This window comes from Agrobacterium sp. D14, from assembly GCF_001526505.1.
In the GTDB taxonomy this organism is placed as follows: domain Bacteria; phylum Pseudomonadota; class Alphaproteobacteria; order Rhizobiales; family Rhizobiaceae; genus Agrobacterium; species Agrobacterium leguminum.
On sequence record NZ_ASXX01000052.1, the window covers coordinates 265,766 to 285,628 of the forward strand.

The following is a 19,863-nucleotide window of genomic DNA, read 5'->3' on the forward strand; positions in this document are numbered from 1 at the left end:
CCGATAAACGATAGCCCGCCCGAAAATCGAATATCCGATCGATCGTCGCGGCGGGTTATGTACCGGACTGGCCGAGCGGCTCCCCGACCTCTATCGCGTGCCCGTCCGGATCGTAAAAACGAAACACCCTCTGCCCCCAGTCCTGTCGCTCGAGAGGATGGATAAGCTCCACATGCGGCGCGATATTTCGAAAAGCCGCATCGACATCCGCATGTTCGAAATAAAGCAGCATATTCCGTCTGCCATAGGGTTCTTCGGCGCCCGACGATGTGCCCCAGACCGTCTCCGCGAGCGACCGCCCCTCATGGATTGCAAAACCACTTTCAAAGAGGACGAAGTTTCCGAAATCCTCGACAATCTTCAGGCCGAGCCTGTCACGATAAAACGCCTTCGAACGGCCGATATCGCGCACAAAAGGAATAGGATTTACAAAGCGCATCGCTTCCCTCCGTCGCGTCCTTGGCGCGCAACCATCTTGTCTTTGAAGGCGGAAACAAAAAAGCGGGGTAAAACCCCGCCCTCTTCAATTCACGCCGATCAGGCAGCCAACGCCGCCGCCACCGCTTCGATGGCATCCTGCGCCCTGGCGCCATCCGGGCCGCCGGCCTGCGCCATATCCGGTCGGCCGCCGCCGCCCTTGCCGCCAAGTGCGGCGGAAGCGGTGCGGACGATATCGACAGCGCTGAAACGGGCCGTCAGATCTTCGGTTACCGCTGCGACAGCGCTCGCCTTGCCGTCTTCGGAAACGGCGATCAGCAGCACGACGCCCGAGCCGAGATTGGCCTTGGCCTCATCGGCAAGACCCTTGAGATCCTTGGCATCGATGCCGGACATGGATTTTGCCAGGAAGTTGACGCCGGCAACCTGCTTGACGTCGCTTGCGCCGGCATCCGCCGAACCGCCGCCCATGGCAAGCTTCCGGCGGGCATCGGCAAGTTCGCGTTCCAGCTTCTTGCGCTCATCGAGCAGACCTTCGACACGCGACAGCACATCGCCCGGCTGAACCTTCAGCGAAGAAGCGAGCGCCTTAACCCGCTCATCCTGTTCGGCCAGATAGGCAAGCGCGCCTTGCCCGGTCACGGCTTCGAGACGACGCACGCCCGCACCGACGGCGCTTTCGCCGAGAATGCGGATGAGGCCGATCTGGCCGGTGGCCGCCACATGCGTGCCGCCGCAAAGCTCGACGGAATAGGGACGGTTGGCTTTTGCGCCATGCAGGCCGGTGCCCATGGAGACAACACGAACTTCGTCACCGTATTTTTCACCGAACAGCGCCATGGCGCCCTCGGCAATGGCGTCATCGACGCTCATCAGGCGGGTCACGACCGGCGAGTTCTGCAACACGATTTCGTTCGCCATTTCTTCGACGACCTTCAGCTCCTCGGCCGACATCGGCTTCGGATGCGAAACGTCGAAACGCAGGCGCTCGGGCGCAACCAGCGAACCCTTCTGGGCGACATGGGTGCCGAGCACTTCGCGCAGCGCCTCGTGCAACAGGTGGGTGGCGGAATGGTTGGCGCGCAGGCGCGAGCGGCGGTCATGATCGACCGTCAGCTGAACGGCGTCGCCAACTTTCAGACCGCCCTTGGAGACCGTGCCCAAATGCACGAAGAGGCCTTCGCCCTTCTTCTGGGTATCGGAAACGGCAAAGGCACCATTGTCACCGGAGATCACGCCGGTATCGCCCATCTGGCCGCCGGATTCGCCATAAAACGGCGTCTGGTTGACGACGACCTGCACGGTCTCACCATCCGCAGCGCTTTCCACAGCCTTGCCATCCTTGACGATTGCCTGGATGACGCCTTCGGCGGTTTCGGTGTCGTAACCGAGGAATTCGCTCGCGCCGAGCTTTTCCTTGAGCTCGAACCAGACGGTCTCGGTCGCCTTGTCGCCGGAACCGGCCCAGTGCGAGCGGGCTTCGGCCTTCTGGCGCTCCATCGCATCGGTGAAGCCGGAAATATCGACGCCGATTTCGCGGGCGCGCAGCGCATCCTGCGTCAGGTCGAGCGGGAAACCATAGGTGTCGTAGAGCTTGAAGGCGGTTTCGCCATCCAGCATGTCGCCCTTGTGCAGGGTCGAGGTCGCGTCGGACAGAAGCGAAAGGCCACGCTCCAGCGTCTTGCGGAAACGGGTTTCCTCGAGCTTCAGCGTCTCGGAAATCAGCGCCTCGGCGCGCACCAGCTCCGGATAGGCGCGGCCCATCTGCTGCACCAGCGCCGGCAAAAGCTTGTAGATCAGCGGCTCGCGCGCGCCGAGAAGCTCGGCATGGCGCATGGCGCGGCGCATGATGCGGCGCAGAACATAACCGCGACCTTCGTTCGACGGCAGGACGCCATCGGCGATCAGGAAGGCGGATGAACGCAGATGGTCGGCGATGACGCGATGGCTGGCGCGCTTTTCACCTTCGGCCGGAACGCCGGTCGCTTCCACGGAAGCGGCAATCAACGCGCGGAACAGGTCCGTATCGTAATTGTCGTGCTTGCCCTGCAGCAACGCCGAAATACGCTCAAGGCCCATGCCGGTATCGATCGACGGGCGCGGCAGGTCGATGCGCTCTTCCTTCGTCAGCTGCTCATATTGCATGAAGACGAGGTTCCAGATTTCGATGAAACGGTCGCCATCTTCTTCCGGCGAGCCGGGCGGGCCGCCCCAGATATGATCGCCATGATCGTAGAAGATTTCCGAACAGGGGCCGCAGGGGCCGGTATCGCCCATCGCCCAGAAATTGTCGCTGGTCGGAATGCGGATGATACGGTCGTCGGAGAAACCGGCGATCTTCTTCCAGAGGTTAAAGGCCTCGTCGTCGGTGTGGTAGACGGTGACCAGCAGACGGTTGCGGTCGATGCCGAATTCCTTGGTGATCAGGTTCCAGGCATGGGTGATCGCTTCTTCCTTGAAATAATCGCCGAAGGAGAAATTGCCGAGCATTTCGAAAAAGGTGTGGTGACGGGCGGTATAACCGACATTGTCGAGGTCGTTATGTTTGCCGCCCGCGCGCACGCATTTCTGCGCCGAAGCGGCCGTGGAATAGGGACGGCTTTCAAGACCGGTGAAGACGTTCTTGAACTGCACCATGCCGGCATTGGTGAACATCAGTGTCGGATCGTTGCGCGGCACCAGCGGGCTGGAGGGCACGATCTCGTGTCCGTTCTTCTTGAAGTAGTCGAGAAAGGTCGACCGAATTTCATTCACACCGCTCATGCCCACACACCGCTCACAGCTGGAGTCCATCACTTCCACCCCGAAGGATGGCTATATTGCAAAATCACTGGCTTTTATCGTCCGCACCCGGCCCTGTCCAGCCATGGAGGCGAAGCAAGACATATAGGCAAATAAAAAGGGCCACGCGAAGAAAAATCGCACGACCCTTTTTGATCTATACCAGTTCGGCAAAGTCTGCGGGCGGCAATGCCCGAGCCTTCACGGAAGGTGTCAGCCTTCGTCGGAGCCGTCGTCGCCTTCGCCAGCGTCCGGCCCGCCATTCTGCAGGAAGCGGTCGGCGATCAGGCCGGCATTCTGGCGCAGCGCCAGTTCGATCTCATTGGCCGTTTCCGGATTGTCGCGCAGGAAAATCTTGGCGTTTTCACGCCCCTGCCCCAGACGCTGGCTGTTATAGGAGAACCATGCACCGGACTTCTCGACGATACCGGCCTTCACGCCGAGATCGACAAGCTCACCGGTCTTGGAAACGCCTTCGCCATACATGATGTCGAATTCCACCTGCTTGAAGGGCGGCGCCATCTTGTTCTTGACGACCTTGACGCGCGTCTGGTTGCCGACAACCTCTTCGCGCTCCTTGACGGCACCGATGCGGCGAATGTCGAGGCGGACGGACGCATAGAACTTCAGAGCGTTACCGCCCGTCGTCGTTTCCGGCGAACCGAACATGACGCCGATCTTCATACGGATCTGGTTGATGAAGATCACCATGCACTTCGACTTGGAGATCGACGCCGTCAGCTTGCGCAGCGCCTGACTCATCAAACGCGCTTGAAGACCCGGCAGGCTGTCGCCCATCTCGCCTTCGATTTCCGCCCGCGGCGTCAGCGCCGCAACGGAGTCGACGACCAGCACGTCAACCGCGCCGGAGCGCACCAGCGTATCGGTGATTTCCAGCGCCTGCTCGCCCGTGTCGGGCTGCGAGATCAGAAGGCCCTGCAAATCCACACCGAGCTTGCGGGCATAGACCGGATCGAGCGCATGTTCGGCGTCGACGAAGGCGCAGATGCCGCCCTTCTTCTGGGCTTCGGCAATGGTCTGCAATGCCAGCGTCGTCTTGCCCGAGCTTTCCGGGCCATAAATTTCAATGATGCGCCCCTTCGGCAGACCGCCGATGCCGAGCGCGATATCCAGGCTGAGCGAACCCGTCGAAACGGTCTCCACTTCAACCACATTTTCATTGGAACCGAGCTTCATGATCGATCCCTTGCCGAACGACCGTTCGATCTGGGAGAGCGCCGCTTCCAGTGCCTTGCTTTTATCCACCGATTTATCCTCTACGAGACGCAAAGAATTTTGTGCCATCCGAACCACCTTTAGGTTATTGAAGCCGCACAGGCAATGAAGCAGTATGGAAACGGTATGTACTCTATTTGTTCTCATTTCGCAAGACTGAGCCAGCATATTGAAAACAAATAGCGATAAGTCGTTTGTTCTGCTTTCGTTTTTCCGTGCCCGGCCTATGGCCGCAAACCGGTTGCGAGGTCAGGAAGACGTCAGTTTAGGCCGAATCGTCCGGTCTTTCCATCCGCCAAAGAGGGAAACGCAAGCGTGAAGAAAATACTCGTTCTGGGCGGCGCGCATATCGACAGGCGCGGCATGATCGAGACTGAGACGGCGTCCGGCGCGAGCAACCCCGGCTCCTGGATGGAAGAGGCCGGCGGCGGCGGTTTCAACGCCGCGCGCAATCTTTCCCGCCTCGGTTTTCAGGTCCGCATCATCGCCCCACGCGGCGGCGACGTCACCGGTGAGGCGGTGGCGGAGGCCGCACGGCAGGCGGGCGTGGAAGACACGCCCTTCACCTTCCTGGACCGCCGAACGCCGAGCTACACCGCCATTCTGGAGCGTGACGGCAATCTAGTCATCGCGCTTGCCGATATGGACCTCTACAAGCTCTTCACCCCGCGCCGCCTCAAGATACGCGCCGTGCGCGAGGCGATCACGGCGAGCGATATCCTGCTCTGCGATGCCAATCTGCCGGAAGATACGCTGACGGCGCTCGGCCTCGTCGCCCGCGCCTGCGAGAAACCGCTGGCGGCCATCGCCATATCCCCCGCCAAGGCGGTGAAGCTGAAAGCGGCGCTCGGCGATATCGACATCCTCTTCATGAACGAGGCGGAAGCCCGCGCGCTCACCGGCGAGACGGCGGCCAATGTTCGCGACTGGCCCGACATCCTGCGCAAGGCCGGGCTTGCCGGCGGCGTCGTTACCCGCGGCGCAAGCGAGGTGGTGGCCTTCAGCAAGACGGAGACGGCGATCCTCCACCCGCCCCTCATCCGCGAGGTGAAGGACGTGACCGGCGCGGGCGACGCCATGGCGTCGGGTTATCTCGCCGCCATCGCCGAGGGAAAGACGATTGCGGAAGCGTTGAGGCAAGGCGCGGCGGCGGCCGCCATCACCGTGCAATCGCCCTTCGCCACCTCCCAGGACCTATCAAAAGACAGTGTCGAAGCCATGTTGGGGCTTGTTCCCCAGGCTGAAATGCTGGCATGAACCCGCTTTTAAAAACTGGAACAGATGAAATGACCCGCCCTATCTCCCCGCTCCTGCCCATCGTCTATTCTCAGGAAGTCGCCGCCGCCAAGCAGCGCGGTGCGCCGATCGTGGCGCTTGAATCGACCATCATCACCCACGGCATGCCCTATCCCGGCAATATCGAGATGGCGGAAAGCGTCGAACAGATCATCCGCGATCAGGGTGCGGTTCCGGCCACCATCGCGGTCATTCACGGCACCCTGCATATCGGCCTTGAGAAGGACCAGCTCGAGGCGCTGGCCCAGACCACCGACGCCATGAAGGTCTCGCGCGCCGATATCGCCTTTGCGATCGCCGAGCGCCGCACGGGTGCTACCACGGTGGCCGCCACCATGATCGCCGCCGCCCGCGCCGGCATCCGCGTTTTCGCCACCGGCGGCATCGGCGGCGTGCACAAGGGCGCGGAAGAGACCTTCGACATCTCCGCCGATCTGACCGAGCTTGCGAAGACCGGCGTGATCGTCGTCTGCGCCGGCGCCAAGGCCATTCTCGATATTCCAAAGACGCTCGAGGTTCTCGAAACCAATGGCGTACCGGTCGTCACTTTCGGCTCGGAAGAATTCCCGGCTTTCTGGTCGCGCTCCTCCGGCCTGCCGAGCCCGCTCTCGCTCAACAGCCCGGCGGCAATCGCCAATTTCCAGACAACCCGCGAACAGCTGGGTATCGAGGGCGGTATGCTGGTGGCCAATCCCGTGCCGGAAGAGGACGAAATTCCGCGCGAGGAGATGGAAATCTACATCAACCGCGCCATCTCCCACGCCGAGCGCGACGATATCACCGGCAAGGAAGTCACCCCCTACCTGCTCGGCGACATCTTCCGCCTGACGGATGGCCGCAGCCTGGAAACCAATATCGCGCTGGTGCGCAACAATGCGCAGCTGGCTGCGGAAATCGCGGTGGCTCTGAACTGAGGGCACACATCTCCTCTTCGGGCGGTTCCCAAAGTGAGTGCTGCGGGGTTTTGGAGGCTGGAACAAACACTTCCTCCGTCATGCTCGGGCCTGTCCCGAGCATCTGCTACGTCTCGACCGGAGGAAACGTGATTAGATCCTCGCCTCAAGGGCGAGGATGACGTCGCGTATTTGGAAAGCCTGTCCCAATGAAAAAGGCCCGGAGAGCTTGCGCTTTCCGGGCCTTTGTTTTTCATCAGAACCTAGTCACTTCTGGGCGACCGGCTTCACCAGCGGCGTCACGCGGCGGATGGTGACGCGGCGGTTCTGCTGTTCCGGGCCGAGCGTCTGGACCTTCAGATAACGCTCGCCATAGCCTTGGGTCGCGAGGTTTTCCGGCGGAATGCCGTAAACATCGGTCAGCACATTGGCGACGGAAGCGGCGCGTTCGTCGGAAAGCACGAGGTTGCTTTCATCCGAACCGACGGCATCGGTATGGCCTTCGATCAGGAAGGTTTCACCGGGGTTCTTGTCCAGCGCCTTGTTGATCGCATCCGCCACCTTGCGCAGCGAACGGGCCTGCGTCATCGGGATTTCGGCGCTGCCGGTGGCGAAGGTTATGGTATCGAGGTCGATACGGCGCACCTTGTCGCGGATACGGGCCGAATAACGCACTTCATCCAGCGAATAGACACGTTCCACCGGCTCGACGGGCGGCTGTTCCAGGAAGCGGTAATAATCGCGGTCCGGATCGCTCGAGGTGTCGATGATGTAGTCCGTCACGGGAATGCGCAGGCGCATCGGCGGCAGGTCCAGGCCCGGATCGCGATAGACGTAGTCGCGGTCGGGATCTTCCATCAGCTCCGGTGCATAGAACAGCACATATTCGCGGCCGCGATCGTCGATGCGCGAGCGCTGGATCACGTCGCCATAACGGTTGCGGATCGTCACCACCTGCGTTCCGTCACGACGCTCCACGGTTTCGCGGACACGGCCGCCGGGCAGACGCTCGTAATAGGGCTCGCCGCCATCGCGGATGAAGCGCTGGTTGTCGTCGCCGCGCACCACGACACGGTCGCCGAACTGCAGGATGATCGGCGCATCGCGGTCGCGATCACGCGGACGGCCTTCGCGCGGCTGCCATTCGCGCACGCCTTCCGGCCGCTCATATTGCGGGCGGCGGTCGACACGCTCGCCCTGCTGCGAGGTGATGGCTTCCATCTTGACGGGCGGCGACGGGGCCTTGCCTTCGGCGGCGCCGGCGCGCTGCGCTTCGGCGTCGGAGGTCGGAACCTTCACGTCACCGGCCTGTTCGCGTTCACGACGGCGCTCTTCGCGGGTCTGGCGGTTGCCGGAACGTTCCACCTCCTTGTCGCTGTCTAGAACGGCGGCGCCCTTGTCGACCGGCAGAATGACGGTATCGGCGGTCTTGGACGGGTCCTTGGCGATTGCCTTGGCCTTGTCCAGTTCCTCCTTCGTCATCGGCGGCGCTTCCGTCTGCGGAACAGCAACCTGATTGGGAACGGGTTCACCGGCCGGCGCCTGTCCGGTTGTCGTACCGCTCGGCGGCGGCGTCGGCGCGCCTGGCAGCGGGGCTGCGGGTTCGGTTCTGCCCTGACCCTCTACCGGCGGCTGTTCCGAAGGCTGACGGCCCGGTGCGGGGTTTGGCTGGGCTTCAGGTGCCGGCGGACGCGCAGGCGTCGGCGCTTCGGTCGGAACCGGTGCTTCCTTCGCGGCGGGCTCGGGGGCGGCCGGCTTTTTCTCCGGAACGGCTTTTTCGGCCGGTTCGGCTTTCTGTTCCGGGGCCTTTTCCTCTACCGGTGGCTTTTTGGCGGGTGCCGGTTCGCGGGGCTTGGCCGGCTCGCCGGCATTTTCAGGGCGTGCTGCGGGCTCCTGTTCGGCAGCAGGTTCCTTCGCGCGCTCCTTGCGGGGACGCTGCTCGCCCTCACCCGCGGGCTGCTCGGCCCGTTCCGGCTTGCGCGGACGTTCCTTCGGCTGCTCTTCGGCAGGTGCGGCTTCGGGTGCGGCCTCGCGCTGGCGTGCGGGGCGCTGTTCGCCCTCGCCCTGCGGCTCCTGTGCGCGTTCGGGTTTGCGGGGACGCTCCTGCGGCTGCTCGGCCGGCGCGGGCTCAGGGCGAGCCTCACGCTGCTGCTGCGGCTCCCGCTGGGGTTCGGGCTGCGGCTCCCGTTGCGGCTCAGGGCGCGGTTCGGCAGGCGCGGCTTCGCGCTTGGGCTCCGGTTCGCGCTGCGGCTCCGGCGCACGCTCCTGTCGTTGCGGCTCGGCCTGCGGCTGCGCCTCTTCGGCCTGCTTGCGACGCTTGCGCAGTTCCTCTTCCGGGTTCGGTTCTTCCGGCTGCGCCTGCGCCAAAATCACCCGGCCGGTCGCAGCATCGCCGGGAAGCGCCTGCGACACGGGCGTCTGCGCCCGCGCAGCACCGGCAAAACCGGCCGCGGCCGGCTCGACCGCAATCGCCAGCGACATGAGGGGGAAAACCACCCCCGTCAGCAATGTGTTCTTCTTCAGCATCGGTGTTTCCTCATCTGCCATTATTGGTCGCCAGTCTTGCGACATCTTGATTCCGGCTGCGCGTGCAGGCGCTGGTCAACGCCTCGCACAGGCTTCGGTTCCCATGATGGACAAAGCCTTCTGTACCGGAAATGAACAGATCAAGGCGTTTTCGTGGAAGCTCTGCGGCACAATCGCGGTCACTAATATTGCAGTTGCATTTTTTGACCAACCGGATGAATAATCGCATCCGCGCTGAAGGCTACAGGCGGCATCATCCGCTGCGCCCTGCGCCCATGGCGTCCGCACTGAAAACAACAACAGACCGCGGATGAACGACCAAAAGAGAGGATCGAAATGCCTATTTCCACCCGTCTGCTCGCAGCCGTATCGATTGCCGCCATCTCGCTGTTTTCCGGCGCAGCCCTCGCGCAGGACAAGATCGTCATCGGCACCGAAGGCGCCTATCCGCCCTTCAACAATCTCGAAGCCGACGGCACGCTGACCGGCTTCGACATCGACATCGCCAAGGCGCTGTGCGAACAAATGAAGGCCGAGTGCACCTTCGTCACCAATGACTGGGACGGCATCATTCCCGCCCTTCAGGCCAAGAAGTTCGACGCCATCATCGCGTCCATGTCGATCACGCCCGAGCGTCTCGAGAAGGTCGACTTCTCCAAGAAATATTACAACACCCCGCCGGCCATCGCCGTGCCGAAGGATTCGCCGATCAAGTCCGTCGACGATCTGAAGGGCAAGTCGCTCGGCGCGCAGGGTTCCACCACCCACTCCAACTATGCCGAAAAGCATTTCCCGGATGCCGACGTGAAGATGTATCCGACCGCCGACGAATATAAGCTCGACATCGCCAATGGCCGTATCGACGCCGTCATCGACGATATCGTCGTTCTGTCGGAATGGCTGAAGACGGATGCGGGCGCCTGCTGCAAGATCCTGACGCCGCTTCCGGTCGATGTCGAGATCAACGGCAATGGCGCGGGCGTCGCCGTCCGCAAGGGTGACACGGCGCTTGCCGACAAGTTCACCGCCGCCATCGCCGGCATTCGCGCCAGCGGCAAGTATCAGGAGATCAACAAAAAATACTTCGATTTCGACGTTTACGGCGAGTAAGCCCGTTCGATCTGTTGAAATCTCGTGGCGGAAGGCTTGCCCTTCCGCCATTTTTGTTTGAAAACGTCACGATAACAATCACGGCGGCTTAAGACCGCAGGGGAAAATTGGCATGAGCGGAGCATTTTCCGCCATAGGTGCGTTCTGGACCTATGTCTCGACACTTCTCGATCCCTTTTGCGGGCCGGTCGGTCTCTTCTCGCTTTTCGGAAACGGCACCCTGGTCGCCTGCGGCGATGCGGGCTGGGGCGATGAAATCGCCTTCGGCGTCAAGGTCACCATCTCGCTGGCGCTCGCCACCCTGCCCGTCGGGCTGCTGATCGGCTTCCTCATCGCGCTCGCCGCACAATCGGAAGAAAAATCGCTGCGGCTGGCGACCGGTATCTACACCACCATCTTTCGCGGCCTGCCGGAACTGCTGACGCTTTTCATCGTCTATTACGGCATCCAGATGCTGCTGCAATCGGTGGCCGGTTATGTCGGCATCACCGGTCCGGTCGAGATCAACGCCTTCGTGGCGGGCATGGTGGCGCTGTCCGTGGTGTTTTCGTCCTATGCGTCCGAAGTGCTGCTCTCCGCCTTCAAGGCCATACCGAAGGGGCAATATGAAGCGGGTGCGGCACTGGGGCTTTCGCGGGGCCGCACCATGGTGCTCATCATCATTCCGCAGCTGGTCAGGATCGCCCTTCCCGGCATGACCAATCTCTGGGTCATCCTGCTCAAAGACACGTCCTACGTATCGATCATCGGCCTTGCCGATATCGTTCGCCAGACCGGCATCGCCGCCCGCGTCAGCAAGGAAGCCTTCTTCTTCTACAGCATCGCCTGCCTGCTTTACCTCATCCTCGCGCTGCTTTCCTCCATCGGCATCGGCTTCATCGATCGCTGGTCGCGCAAGTCGGAGGTGAGCCGATGAGCCATATTCAGGAACTCATTCCCCCCCGCCCCGCCCCGGCCGTCGCGGAAAAGCCGATCAATATTTCGCGCATCGTCGGCATCGCCGTCATCACGCTCTGGCTGCTGCTCGCCGCCGGGCTGATCTTCGCCATGATCGAGGGCTGGGACTGGGACAAATTCCAGCGTTACGGGCCGCGCTATATCGACGGTCTCATCACCACCATTACCCTCGTCGGCAGTTCGATCATTCTCGGCGCCATTCTTTCCGTGCCGATCGCCTTCGGCCGCATGTCGGAAAACCGCATCGTCGGCGCGCTGGCCTATGCCTATGTCTACGTCTTCCGCAGCACGCCGCTTTTGGCGCAGCTTTTCCTGATCTATTACGGCCTCGGCAGTTTCCGCCAGGGGCTGGAAACCGTCGGCCTGTGGTGGTTCTTCCGCGAGGCCTGGTATTGCGGCCTGTTGTCGCTCACCCTCAACACCGCCGCCTATCAGGCCGAAATCCTGCGCGGCGCGATCCGCAGCGTGCCGCGCGGCCAGCATGAGGGCGCCGCCTCGCTCGGCCTGTCGAAACTCGTCACTTTCCGCAAGATCATCCTGCCGCAGGCGCTCATTGTGGCGTTGCGTCCCTATGGCAACGAAATCATCCTGATGATCAAGGGTTCGGCGGTGGTCTCCATCGTCACGGTCTTCGACCTGATGGGCCAGACCCGCTACGCCTTTTCCCGCACCTTCGATTATCAGGCCTATCTCTGGGCCGCGATCTTCTACCTGACGATCGTGGAAACGCTGCGGCATGTCTGGGCATGGCTGGAAGCCCGCCTGACCCGGCATCTCAAGCGCTAGTCTCAACGTTGGCAGCACTCATCAATGAAGGCTGCCAACATTTTGAAAAATATAAATATTTTGTGACGACCCATGTCTTTGGCAAGCTTGGATTAACCATGACGTGTTCCCATATTCGATACAGCGGTAACGCTGTGATCGGCAATCATGGAAACGGGAACCGCCGTCATGAACAAGGACATGGAAATGATGCTGAGAGGCTACGGCCTCACCACCGCCCAGATATTTTATCGCCTGCCGGATCATCCGCTGGTTCTCCAGACCTATGTCTGGCAGGACTATGATCTTGCCCCGGACTTCCCTGAGATGCATGGCTTCCTCAAATTCTGGAAGGAAAAGCTCGACGGACCGCTGCATTCCGTCCGCTACGTGCACCGGCAGGTAATCTCGGCGCAGGAATGGCGCGCGCTCAAGGGGGAGTTCATCATCCACTGAGCCGTCGCACCACATAAACATTGCGCCCGTCCCCGATGCGGCTTACAGCAAACCTCAACTGAAGATGCTGACGGATAAGGCACGATGACGAAGAACCAGAAAATCGACGAAGAGGCGCTTGCCGAGGCCTATAACCGCGCGCTCGCGTTTGAAAAAGCCGGCGATGTGGACGCGGCGGTGAAGGCCTATGAAGAGGTTCTGGCCATCGATCCGGACGATCACGGCGGAGCGGCCGTTCGCATCGCCGCCATGGGCCGGGGCGAAACCCCGCCAAAAGCGCCCGACGCCTATGTCGAAACCCTGTTCGACCAGCATGCCGAAGCTTTCGAGGATATTCTTGTCGAACAGCTCGGTTACGCCGTGCCGATGATGGTGCGCCAGCGGTTGCAGACGCTGAACCTCGGCCCCTTCAAGCGCCTGCTCGATCTCGGCTGCGGCACCGGCCTCACCGGCGAGGCGCTGCGCGACATGGCCGACGATATCACCGGCATCGACATTTCCGAAAACATGGTCGAGATCGCCCATGAGAAGGACCTCTACGAGACGCTCTACGTCGCCGAAGCCGAGGATTTTCTCGAGGATAATGACGACGAGCCTTTCGACATCATCACCGCCACCGATGTGCTGCCCTATCTCGGCGCGCTGGAGCCGCTGTTTTTCGGCGCCGCCGAAAACCTCAACGCCGGCGGCCTGCTGATCTTCTCGTCGGAAACCCTGCCCGAAGAAACCCTGGCCGGACGTCCCTATATGGTCGGCCCGCACCAGCGTTTCGCCCATGCGGAAACCTATGTCCGCGAAAGATTGGCGGCGACCGGTTTCGAGGTTCTCGAGGTGACCGACATCAACGTGCGCATGCAGGACGGCAATCCGACGCCCGGCCATCTGGTGATTGCCAAGCTCAAGGGCTGATGCCCTAACATAGCGGCAATTTTCTTCTCCCCGCCGGGGAGAAGGTGGCCCGAAGGGTCGGATGAGGGGGTAAGCTCTCGGTCTATCTTTACCCTTGCCTCCTCATCCCGCTGCCGCGGACTTCTCCCCGGCGGGGAGAAGAAACAAGCGGGACATGCTCGCCCTACGTTTAAGGAACATTGCTGAATCAACCTCTCAGCAACACCCGCCAGCGGGTTGAAGAGACTCACCTTTTCCGGCCCGCTCAGCTCGCCTTCGGTCGCCAGACGATATCCGCCACGTTGAGTTTCTTCGGCACGATCTTCAGATCATAGAACTCATCCGCAAGCGCCTGCTGATAGGCGATGGCCTCATCCGGAACCAGCGAAACCCGCCCGAGATCGGCGCCCGGGCGTGTCAGCGAGACCTTGGTGACATCCTCGGGAACGCCGGTGATCGACGCCAGCGACTTTGCCGTTGCATCGATATTGGCCTGCGCTTTCGCACCCACATTCGCCAGCTCCTTGAGGATCAGCGGCACGAGATCGGGGTTGGTCTCCACGAAATCGCCGTTGGCAAGGAAATAGCTCCACGGATCGACGATGCCTTCGGCGGTCGAGAGAACCCGTGTCGTCGGCTCTTTTTCCGCCACGGCGAAATAAGGATCCCAGATCGACCAGGCATCGATGCTGCCGCTGCGGAAGGCGGCGGCCGCATCCGGCGGGGCAAGATCGACCGGCGTAATGTCGTTCAACGTCAACCCTGCCTTTCGCAACGCCTTGACGGTGACATTATGCGCGCTGGAGCCGCGCTTGAAGGCGACCTTCCTGCCTTTCAGGTCTTCCAGCGTCTTCAGCGGCGAATCCTTCTGCACAAGGATGGCCGATCCGCCGGCCGCCGCTTTGTAAGTGCCCACATAACGCAGATTACCGCCCGCAGCCTGCGCGAAAAGCGGCGGCACATCGCCGGTCGGCCCTATATCCAGCGCGCCGGCACCCAGCGCTTCGAGAAGCGGCGGCCCGGAGGAGAATTCCGACCATTTGACCTCGATACCGCGATCCTTCAGCAACGCTTCGAGCGCGCCCTGGCTTTTCGCGAGCGCTATCACGCCATTCTTCTGCCAGCCAATCCGCAATGTGGCGGTTGCGGCACTTGCCCGCCGGATATGCGGCAGAAACACCGCCCCGGTCGCACCTGCAATCAGTCCCAATGTTCCGCGTCGTGTAAGCATATGGATATCCCTCGCTATTCCATCCTTCGACAGTAAAAGCGTAGATATTCGAGAGATTTTATCAAAATCGCAGTTTGCGCGGAGACAGCGCCGGGAGAATTGAATGTGCGAATTTGCCACGATGGGCGGAATAGAATTGTCGTGCCCCGGCGGGGGCTACCGGATGGACCTTCCGGTTGGATCAGCCCTTGGCGGGCCAGATCGACGGGGAAAAACGACCCGCAAATGAAAATGCCCTCCCCGGCAATCGGAAAGGGCATTGGTCAAAAAACTGGCCGGCGGCGGATTACTCCTCGCCGGATTTCGGATTGTCCAGCAGCATATAGTCGAGCGGCAGCTCGGTCGTATATTTGATCTGCTCCATCGCGAAGGCGGAGGACACGTCGCGAATTTCGATCTTGGCGATCATGCGCTTGTAGAAGGCGTCATAGGCCGCAATATCGGGCACGACGACGCGCAGCAAATAATCGACATCGCCGCTCATACGGTAAAATTCGACGACTTCCGGAAACTCGGAAACCACCTCGGAGAAACGCTTCAGCCATTCGATGGAATGGGAGGCGGTGCGGATGGAGACGAAAACCGTGACCTTGGTGTTGACCTTGACCGGATCGAGCAGCGCCACGCGCCGGCGAATTACGCCGTCTTCCTCCATCTTCTGGATACGCCGCCAACAGGGCGTCGTGGAAAGGCCGACCTTTTTCGCCAGATCGGCAACGGCCAGCGTGGAATCCTCTTGCAGAATGCGCAAAATCTTACGGTCTAGGCGATCCAATGCGTCTACCCTCCTGAATTAATTTCCTTTCAATACACTAATTTTTGCAGAAAAACAGAAAATTGTTTCACTAAAGCCGCATTTCCACATGTTGTCGCAGAACCGGCAGCAGTTCCTCCGTGAACCATGGGTTCTTTTTCAGCCAGCCGGTATTGCGCCAGCTTGGATGCGGCAGGGGAAAAATGCCGGGGCCGGAATTGGCATGGAGAAAGCCGCGCCAGTCCTGCACCGTTTCCGTCATGGTTTTGCGCCGCCTTTCACCCAGGTGAAAGGCCTGTGCATATTGGCCGATGGCGAGGATCAGCTCCACCTGCGGCATCGCCATTATTACCCGCTCACGCCATTGCGGCGCACATTCGCGCCGGGGCGGCAGATCGCTGCCTTTGTCGTCATAACCGGGGAAACAGAAGCCCATGGGCACGATGGCGAAACGATCCGGATCGTAGAATGTCTGCCGGTCGACGTTCAGCCATTGGCGCAGCCTGTCGCCCGAGGCATCGTTGAACGGCAGCCCTGTTTCATGCACGCGAAGCCCCGGCGCCTGCCCGGCAATCAGGACGCGCGCCTTGGTCGACATGACGACCACCGGCCGGGGTTCGTGCGGCAGGCGATCGGCCATTCCCCTGAGCGGCTTGTCGCGACAGAGACGACAACGGGCGATTTCGCCGCGCAATACGTCCAGCCCGTCATCACGCACCGGTGCTAGCTCAACCATGATCCCACCCCAGAAGATGACGGACAATGGTGAGGAAACCCGCCGCCGGCGTTTCCAGATCCGCGGCACGGTGTTCCCGCCGCCACTGCGACGGTTTCTCGAATTCTCCCGCCCAGATGCCGCGTGCCTGCCTGCGCGCCGCCGCCTGCTCGCTGGAGAACTGGAAATAACCGGATGCGACGGCGAAACCCGCCGACACCATTTCCGATGAGACATCCCTGCCGCCGGCGGAACAATAAACCAGCACCCGCCCGTAACGGTCCCTGGAACTGCCGGAACAGGAGAAATCCTCAGCCCCGGCCAGCCTTTGCAGGACACGGCGTGCCTCCTCACCGCACGGCCAGCTTTCGCTGCCGCGCAGGCATGTCTGCGCAAGCTCCGGCGCATCGATGCCAAGCAGCCGGAAACGTTCCTCACCCTTCGACAGCGTATCGCCATCGATCACGAAGAAGCGGCCGCTATAGGTTTCGCTGTTGATCTGGTCGAGCTTGGCCGCGATCAGAATGCCGAGAAAAACCGTGGCGAGAAAAAGCCCGCCATCGCGAAATGCCGAAAACCGCCTGCCCTTGCCTCCATTTCGTCTCATGTAACAACAAACCCTTGTCAGAAATGGCAAACAAATCCTTTCACGGCAGCATCTTCTTAAGATTTTGCGCGTAGTCTGCAAGGGTTCATGTCACCCTGCGTTGTAACAATGAGTAAAAGCGTCAGCACGTCCACCGACAAGATCATCGTCGACCGGTCGAAAAAGCACCGCAACAAGGCGGTCTTCGACACGGTGAAGACGACGCGTGAACGCCTGCAGCAGGGGGCCGGCGCAAGCGACGCCTATGAACGCGAAATGCTGACCATGCACATCGCCGAAACCCTGCAGGGCGCGATGATCATGCCGCTTTTCATCCTGCTCGCCTCCATCATCGGCCTTTATATAACCCGCGACATCAGCCTGATCATCTGGTCGCTGATTGCGCTGAGCTTCCACGCCTTTTCTCTGCTCTTGGCCAAGCGGGCGGCAAAACAGGAAATCACGGCCGACAATCTTCAGCACTGGAAAAGTCTCTTCCTCGGCATGCAGATCCTCATCGGCTGCGCCTGGGCGATGTTTGCGCTGGCCGAACCGGTGCGCAACGACCCGACGCTCGTTCTTTTCTTCAAGGGCTCGACGCTGCTGATCGCGCTTTCGCTCACCGCCATGGCCAATTTCATGCTGCGGCGGGCGACCTTCATGACCTTTTTGCCGGTGCTGGCGGCTCTCTGCATGACCTCGGCCATTTCGCGCAATCCTTTCGATGTCGGTCTCGCGCTGATGTTCGGCATGGCCATCCTCTTCTGTCATCGCATCACCAGCCGCCTTTACCAGACCAGCATCAAGCTCCTCTCCTCGCAGACGGAAAAGGACGACCTGATCGCCGAACTCGAAGTCGCCAATTCGGTGTCCGACGAGGCGCGGCGGCGCGCGGAAGAAGCCAATCTGGCGAAATCGCGCTTTCTCGCCTCCATGTCCCACGAGCTGCGCACCCCGCTCAACGCCATTCTCGGTTTCTCCGAGGTCATGTCATCAGAGGTGCTCGGCCCGCTCAACAATCCGCTCTACAAGGAATATTCCGGCGATATCCATCGCTCCGGCCAGCATCTGCTCGACCTCATCAACGAAATCCTCGACCTGTCGCGCATCGAGGCCGGCCGCTACGACCTGAACGAAGAAGCGATCTCGATGCTGGAAATCGCCGAGGATTGCATCGGCATGATCCAGCTTCGCGCCCGCGCCAAGAACATCAAAATTTCCCAGCAGTTCGAAAACAGCCTGCCGCAGGTCTGGGCCGATGAGAAATCCATCCGCCAGGTCATCCTCAACCTGCTGTCCAACGCCGTGAAATTCACGCCGCAGGGCGGTGAAATCCTCGTGAAAGCCGGCTGGACGGCAGGCGGCGGCCAATATGTCTCGATCAGGGATAACGGCCCCGGCATTCCCGAAGATGAAATTCCCGTGGTGCTGTCCGCCTTCGGTCAGGGATCGATCGCGATCAAGAGCGCCGAACAGGGAACCGGCCTTGGCCTGCCCATCGTTCAGGCCATTCTCGCCAAGCATGACGGTCAGTTCATCCTGAAATCGAAACTGCGCGAGGGCACCGAAGGCATCGCCATCCTGCCGGCCAAACGCGTGCTGCAAAGCCTGCCGGCCGTGGAAGAAACCCACGCCATCCAGCCGCGCCGCCGGTCCTTCGCTTAGGGCATTTCCAGGAAAAGTGGCCCCCGGTTTTCCGTCCGGAAATGCCTTAAGGCTAACAACTTCAGAAGAACAGCGTCGTTACCAGCGAATACAGCACGAAAAATCCGTTCGCCATCAACAGGCAGAAGACGGCAAAGGAGCCGAGGTCCTTGGCGTGCCGCCCGACCGAGGAGATTTCCGGCGAAATACGGTCCACCAGTTCTTCGATGGCCGTATTCAACGCCTCCACCGAAAACAGCAACAGCATCAGCACCGTAAAGACGAGAAGATGGGCAAAGGGTGCGCCGACGACCAGAAGCAGGGCAAGCCCGACGCCGAAGGCGAGAACCTCATGCCGGAACGCCGCTTCCTGCCACAGTCGGCCAAGCCCCTGCACGGAATAGCGCGCCGCGGCAAAAAGATGCCGCCAGCCTTTTTCCTTGCGAAAGGCGGGTTCCGGTTGCTTCTTTTGCGGCGTCACGTCCATCTTCGGCCTCAATGGTCGGTGCGGGAGCTGATGCGGGTGTCCACACCCGCCGCTTCGAATGTCGCCATGCCGGAATGGCAGGCGGCGGCGGCCTTGACGATGCCGGCGGCAAGCGCTGCCCCCGTGCCTTCGCCCAGCCGCATGCCAAGCGCCAGAAGCGGCGTCTTGCCGAGCTTTTCGATGGCGGCCAGATGGCCCGGCTCACCCGAGACATGGCCGATCAGGCAATGGTCGAGCGCCGCAGGATTGGCAGCCTTGAGGAGAGCGGCAGCGGCCGTCGCCACATAACCGTCGATCAGCACGGGAATGCGTTGCACGCGGGCGGCAAGGATGGCGCCGGCAATCGCTGCGATCTCGCGTCCGCCGAGACGGCGCATGATCTCCAGCGGATCGGACAGATGATCCTTGTGGAACTCCACCGCTGCCTTCACCGCCGCGATCTTGCGGGCCATGACTTCGCCTTCCGAACCGGTGCCCGGACCGGTCCATTCTTCCGCCGTGCCGCCATAAAGCGCGAGATTGATCGCCGCCGCAATGGTGGTGTTGCCGATGCCCATTTCGCCGACGCAGAGAAGATCGGTGCCGCCGGCAATCGCTTCCATGCCGAAGGCCATGGTGGCGGCGCAGTCGCGCTCGGAAAGCGCGGGCTCGCAGGTGATGTCGCCGGTCGGGTAATCGAGCGCCAGATCGAAAATCTTCAGGCCAAGATCGTTTGCAACGCAGATCTGGTTGATCGCCGCGCCGCCTGCCGCGAAATTTTCCACCATCTGCTGGGTCACGGATGTCGGATAGGGCGTAACGCCGTGCCGGGTAACGCCATGATTGCCGGCGAAGATCGCCACCAGCGGACGGGTGACGGCCGGAGAACGGCCGGACCAGGCAGCCAGCCACATGGCGATTTCTTCGAGACGTCCGAGCGAACCGGCAGGTTTGGTCAGCTGCGCATTACGCTCCTTGGCCGCCACAAGCGCGTGCGTATCCGGGCCGGGAAGCTCGCGCAGCAGCGCGCGGAAATCGTCGAAGGGCAATCCGCTCATGCTCATGATATCTGTCTTTCTCGTCGTCGGGTTGGCTGTCGCATCGGCTCATGCGTCCGGAAC

General features: G+C 61.3%; 19 protein-coding genes. 9 read left to right on the forward strand and 10 right to left on the reverse strand.

Features of this window, described 5'->3' with window-relative positions:
• Window positions 1–55 precede the first annotated feature (55 nt).
• From L901_RS22480 to recA, 3 genes are all read right to left on the reverse strand, one after another.
• Entirely contained in the window at window positions 56–439 is a 384-nt protein-coding gene (locus L901_RS22480) for a VOC family protein (protein ID WP_059760394.1), read from the reverse strand.
• Between the two features lie 98 nt (window positions 440–537).
• Window positions 538–3,201 (reverse strand): alanine--tRNA ligase, encoded by a 2,664-nt coding sequence (gene alaS / locus L901_RS22485; protein ID WP_059760396.1) that lies wholly within the window; start codon window positions 3,199–3,201, stop codon window positions 538–540.
• A gap of 231 nt (window positions 3,202–3,432) precedes the next feature.
• The gene (gene recA, locus L901_RS22490) at window positions 3,433–4,524 is read right to left on the reverse strand and encodes a recombinase RecA (RefSeq protein ID WP_059760399.1); all 1,092 of its coding nucleotides are present in this window, start codon (window positions 4,522–4,524) and stop codon (window positions 3,433–3,435) included.
• 246 nt (window positions 4,525–4,770) lie between these two features.
• On the opposite strand from recA, the gene L901_RS22495 reads away from it, so the two are divergent.
• Together L901_RS22495 and L901_RS22500 are read left to right on the forward strand one after the other, a co-directional pair.
• The gene (locus tag L901_RS22495) at window positions 4,771–5,712 is read left to right on the forward strand and encodes a carbohydrate kinase family protein (protein ID WP_082710782.1); all 942 of its coding nucleotides are present in this window, start codon (window positions 4,771–4,773) and stop codon (window positions 5,710–5,712) included.
• Window positions 5,713–5,741: 29 nt separating this feature from the next.
• On the forward strand, window positions 5,742–6,665 hold the full coding sequence (locus L901_RS22500; RefSeq protein ID WP_003525163.1) for a pseudouridine-5'-phosphate glycosidase: 924 nt from the start codon (window positions 5,742–5,744) through the stop codon (window positions 6,663–6,665).
• A gap of 246 nt (window positions 6,666–6,911) precedes the next feature.
• Here L901_RS22500 and L901_RS22505 read toward each other — a convergent pair whose 3' ends face one another.
• Window positions 6,912–9,170: an OmpA family protein gene (locus L901_RS22505; protein WP_059760401.1), complete on the reverse strand. Its 2,259-nt coding sequence runs from the start codon at window positions 9,168–9,170 to the stop codon at window positions 6,912–6,914.
• Here L901_RS22505 and L901_RS27540 point away from each other — a divergent pair.
• From L901_RS27540 to L901_RS22535, 6 genes are all read left to right on the forward strand, one after another.
• On the forward strand, window positions 9,154–9,393 hold the full coding sequence (locus L901_RS27540; RefSeq protein ID WP_059760403.1) for a hypothetical protein: 240 nt from the start codon (window positions 9,154–9,156) through the stop codon (window positions 9,391–9,393). The genes L901_RS22505 and L901_RS27540 overlap by 17 nt on opposite strands.
• A 113-nt stretch (window positions 9,394–9,506) precedes the next feature.
• A complete protein-coding gene (locus L901_RS22515; protein ID WP_003525132.1) occupies window positions 9,507–10,280 on the forward strand; it encodes an ABC transporter substrate-binding protein in 774 nt (257 codons plus the stop codon).
• A 112-nt stretch (window positions 10,281–10,392) separates the two neighbouring features.
• Window positions 10,393–11,196, forward strand: coding sequence for an ABC transporter permease (locus L901_RS22520; RefSeq protein ID WP_059760406.1), 804 nt, complete (start codon window positions 10,393–10,395; stop codon window positions 11,194–11,196).
• Window positions 11,193–12,023 carry an ABC transporter permease gene (locus tag L901_RS22525; protein ID WP_059760408.1) on the forward strand — a complete coding sequence of 277 codons (831 nt, stop codon included), beginning with the start codon at window positions 11,193–11,195 and terminating at the stop codon, window positions 12,021–12,023. The genes L901_RS22520 and L901_RS22525 overlap by 4 nt, the downstream gene beginning before the upstream one ends.
• Window positions 12,024–12,191: 168 nt before the next feature.
• Window positions 12,192–12,458 (forward strand): usg protein, encoded by a 267-nt coding sequence (locus L901_RS22530; protein ID WP_003522173.1) that lies wholly within the window; start codon window positions 12,192–12,194, stop codon window positions 12,456–12,458.
• 84 nt (window positions 12,459–12,542) lie between these two features.
• Window positions 12,543–13,367, forward strand: coding sequence for a class I SAM-dependent methyltransferase (locus L901_RS22535; protein ID WP_059760410.1), 825 nt, complete (start codon window positions 12,543–12,545; stop codon window positions 13,365–13,367).
• A 244-nt stretch (window positions 13,368–13,611) separates the two neighbouring features.
• On the opposite strand, the gene L901_RS22540 is transcribed toward L901_RS22535, so the two are convergent.
• The 4 genes from L901_RS22540 to L901_RS22555 all read right to left on the reverse strand — a co-directional run bounded on the left by L901_RS22540 (window position 13,612) and on the right by L901_RS22555 (window position 16,653).
• Window positions 13,612–14,577 (reverse strand): aliphatic sulfonate ABC transporter substrate-binding protein, encoded by a 966-nt coding sequence (locus L901_RS22540; RefSeq protein WP_059760411.1) that lies wholly within the window; start codon window positions 14,575–14,577, stop codon window positions 13,612–13,614.
• A gap of 286 nt (window positions 14,578–14,863) precedes the next feature.
• Complete coding sequence (locus L901_RS22545; protein ID WP_003507846.1) at window positions 14,864–15,352, reverse strand: Lrp/AsnC family transcriptional regulator; 489 nt, start codon at window positions 15,350–15,352, stop codon at window positions 14,864–14,866.
• Between the two features lie 70 nt (window positions 15,353–15,422).
• On the reverse strand, window positions 15,423–16,067 hold the full coding sequence (locus L901_RS22550) for a uracil-DNA glycosylase family protein (protein WP_183044090.1): 645 nt from the start codon (window positions 16,065–16,067) through the stop codon (window positions 15,423–15,425).
• Entirely contained in the window at window positions 16,060–16,653 is a 594-nt protein-coding gene (locus tag L901_RS22555) for a thermonuclease family protein (RefSeq protein ID WP_059760414.1), read from the reverse strand. The genes L901_RS22550 and L901_RS22555 overlap by 8 nt, the downstream gene beginning before the upstream one ends.
• 108 nt (window positions 16,654–16,761) lie before the next feature.
• Here L901_RS22555 and pdhS2 point away from each other — a divergent pair, with 108 nt between their 5' ends.
• The gene (pdhS2, locus tag L901_RS22560) at window positions 16,762–18,297 is read left to right on the forward strand and encodes a two-component system sensor histidine kinase PdhS2 (RefSeq protein WP_035262217.1); all 1,536 of its coding nucleotides are present in this window, start codon (window positions 16,762–16,764) and stop codon (window positions 18,295–18,297) included.
• Window positions 18,298–18,358: 61 nt separating this feature from the next.
• Here pdhS2 and L901_RS22565 read toward each other — a convergent pair whose 3' ends face one another.
• Both L901_RS22565 and cobT read right to left on the reverse strand, forming a co-directional pair.
• The gene (locus tag L901_RS22565) at window positions 18,359–18,763 is read right to left on the reverse strand and encodes a diacylglycerol kinase (RefSeq protein WP_020012886.1); all 405 of its coding nucleotides are present in this window, start codon (window positions 18,761–18,763) and stop codon (window positions 18,359–18,361) included.
• 8 nt (window positions 18,764–18,771) lie between these two features.
• Window positions 18,772–19,806 carry a nicotinate-nucleotide--dimethylbenzimidazole phosphoribosyltransferase gene (cobT, locus tag L901_RS22570; protein ID WP_003522166.1) on the reverse strand — a complete coding sequence of 345 codons (1,035 nt, stop codon included), beginning with the start codon at window positions 19,804–19,806 and terminating at the stop codon, window positions 18,772–18,774.
• Window positions 19,807–19,863: the final 57 nt, after the last annotated feature.

What these genes read in the sequence shown, in the direction of transcription:
- L901_RS22480 (WP_059760394.1), bottom strand. Translation starts at nt 439, where the DNA reads ATGCGCTTTGTAAATCCTATTCCTTTTGTGCGCGATATCGGCCGTTCG.
- alaS (WP_059760396.1), bottom strand. Translation starts at nt 3,201, where the DNA reads ATGAGCGGTGTGAATGAAATTCGGTCGACCTTTCTCGACTACTTCAAG.
- recA (WP_059760399.1), bottom strand. Translation starts at nt 4,524, where the DNA reads ATGGCACAAAATTCTTTGCGTCTCGTAGAGGATAAATCGGTGGATAAA.
- L901_RS22500 (WP_003525163.1), top strand. Translation starts at nt 5,742, where the DNA reads ATGACCCGCCCTATCTCCCCGCTCCTGCCCATCGTCTATTCTCAGGAA.
- L901_RS22505 (WP_059760401.1), bottom strand. Translation starts at nt 9,170, where the DNA reads ATGCTGAAGAAGAACACATTGCTGACGGGGGTGGTTTTCCCCCTCATG.
- L901_RS22515 (WP_003525132.1), top strand. Translation starts at nt 9,507, where the DNA reads ATGCCTATTTCCACCCGTCTGCTCGCAGCCGTATCGATTGCCGCCATC.
- L901_RS22520 (WP_059760406.1), top strand. Translation starts at nt 10,393, where the DNA reads ATGAGCGGAGCATTTTCCGCCATAGGTGCGTTCTGGACCTATGTCTCG.
- L901_RS22525 (WP_059760408.1), top strand. Translation starts at nt 11,193, where the DNA reads ATGAGCCATATTCAGGAACTCATTCCCCCCCGCCCCGCCCCGGCCGTC.
- L901_RS22530 (WP_003522173.1), top strand. Translation starts at nt 12,192, where the DNA reads ATGAACAAGGACATGGAAATGATGCTGAGAGGCTACGGCCTCACCACC.
- L901_RS22535 (WP_059760410.1), top strand. Translation starts at nt 12,543, where the DNA reads ATGACGAAGAACCAGAAAATCGACGAAGAGGCGCTTGCCGAGGCCTAT.
- L901_RS22540 (WP_059760411.1), bottom strand. Translation starts at nt 14,577, where the DNA reads ATGCTTACACGACGCGGAACATTGGGACTGATTGCAGGTGCGACCGGG.
- L901_RS22550 (WP_183044090.1), bottom strand. Translation starts at nt 16,067, where the DNA reads ATGGTTGAGCTAGCACCGGTGCGTGATGACGGGCTGGACGTATTGCGC.
- L901_RS22555 (WP_059760414.1), bottom strand. Translation starts at nt 16,653, where the DNA reads ATGAGACGAAATGGAGGCAAGGGCAGGCGGTTTTCGGCATTTCGCGAT.
- pdhS2 (WP_035262217.1), top strand. Translation starts at nt 16,762, where the DNA reads ATGAGTAAAAGCGTCAGCACGTCCACCGACAAGATCATCGTCGACCGG.
- L901_RS22565 (WP_020012886.1), bottom strand. Translation starts at nt 18,763, where the DNA reads ATGGACGTGACGCCGCAAAAGAAGCAACCGGAACCCGCCTTTCGCAAG.
- cobT (WP_003522166.1), bottom strand. Translation starts at nt 19,806, where the DNA reads ATGAGCATGAGCGGATTGCCCTTCGACGATTTCCGCGCGCTGCTGCGC.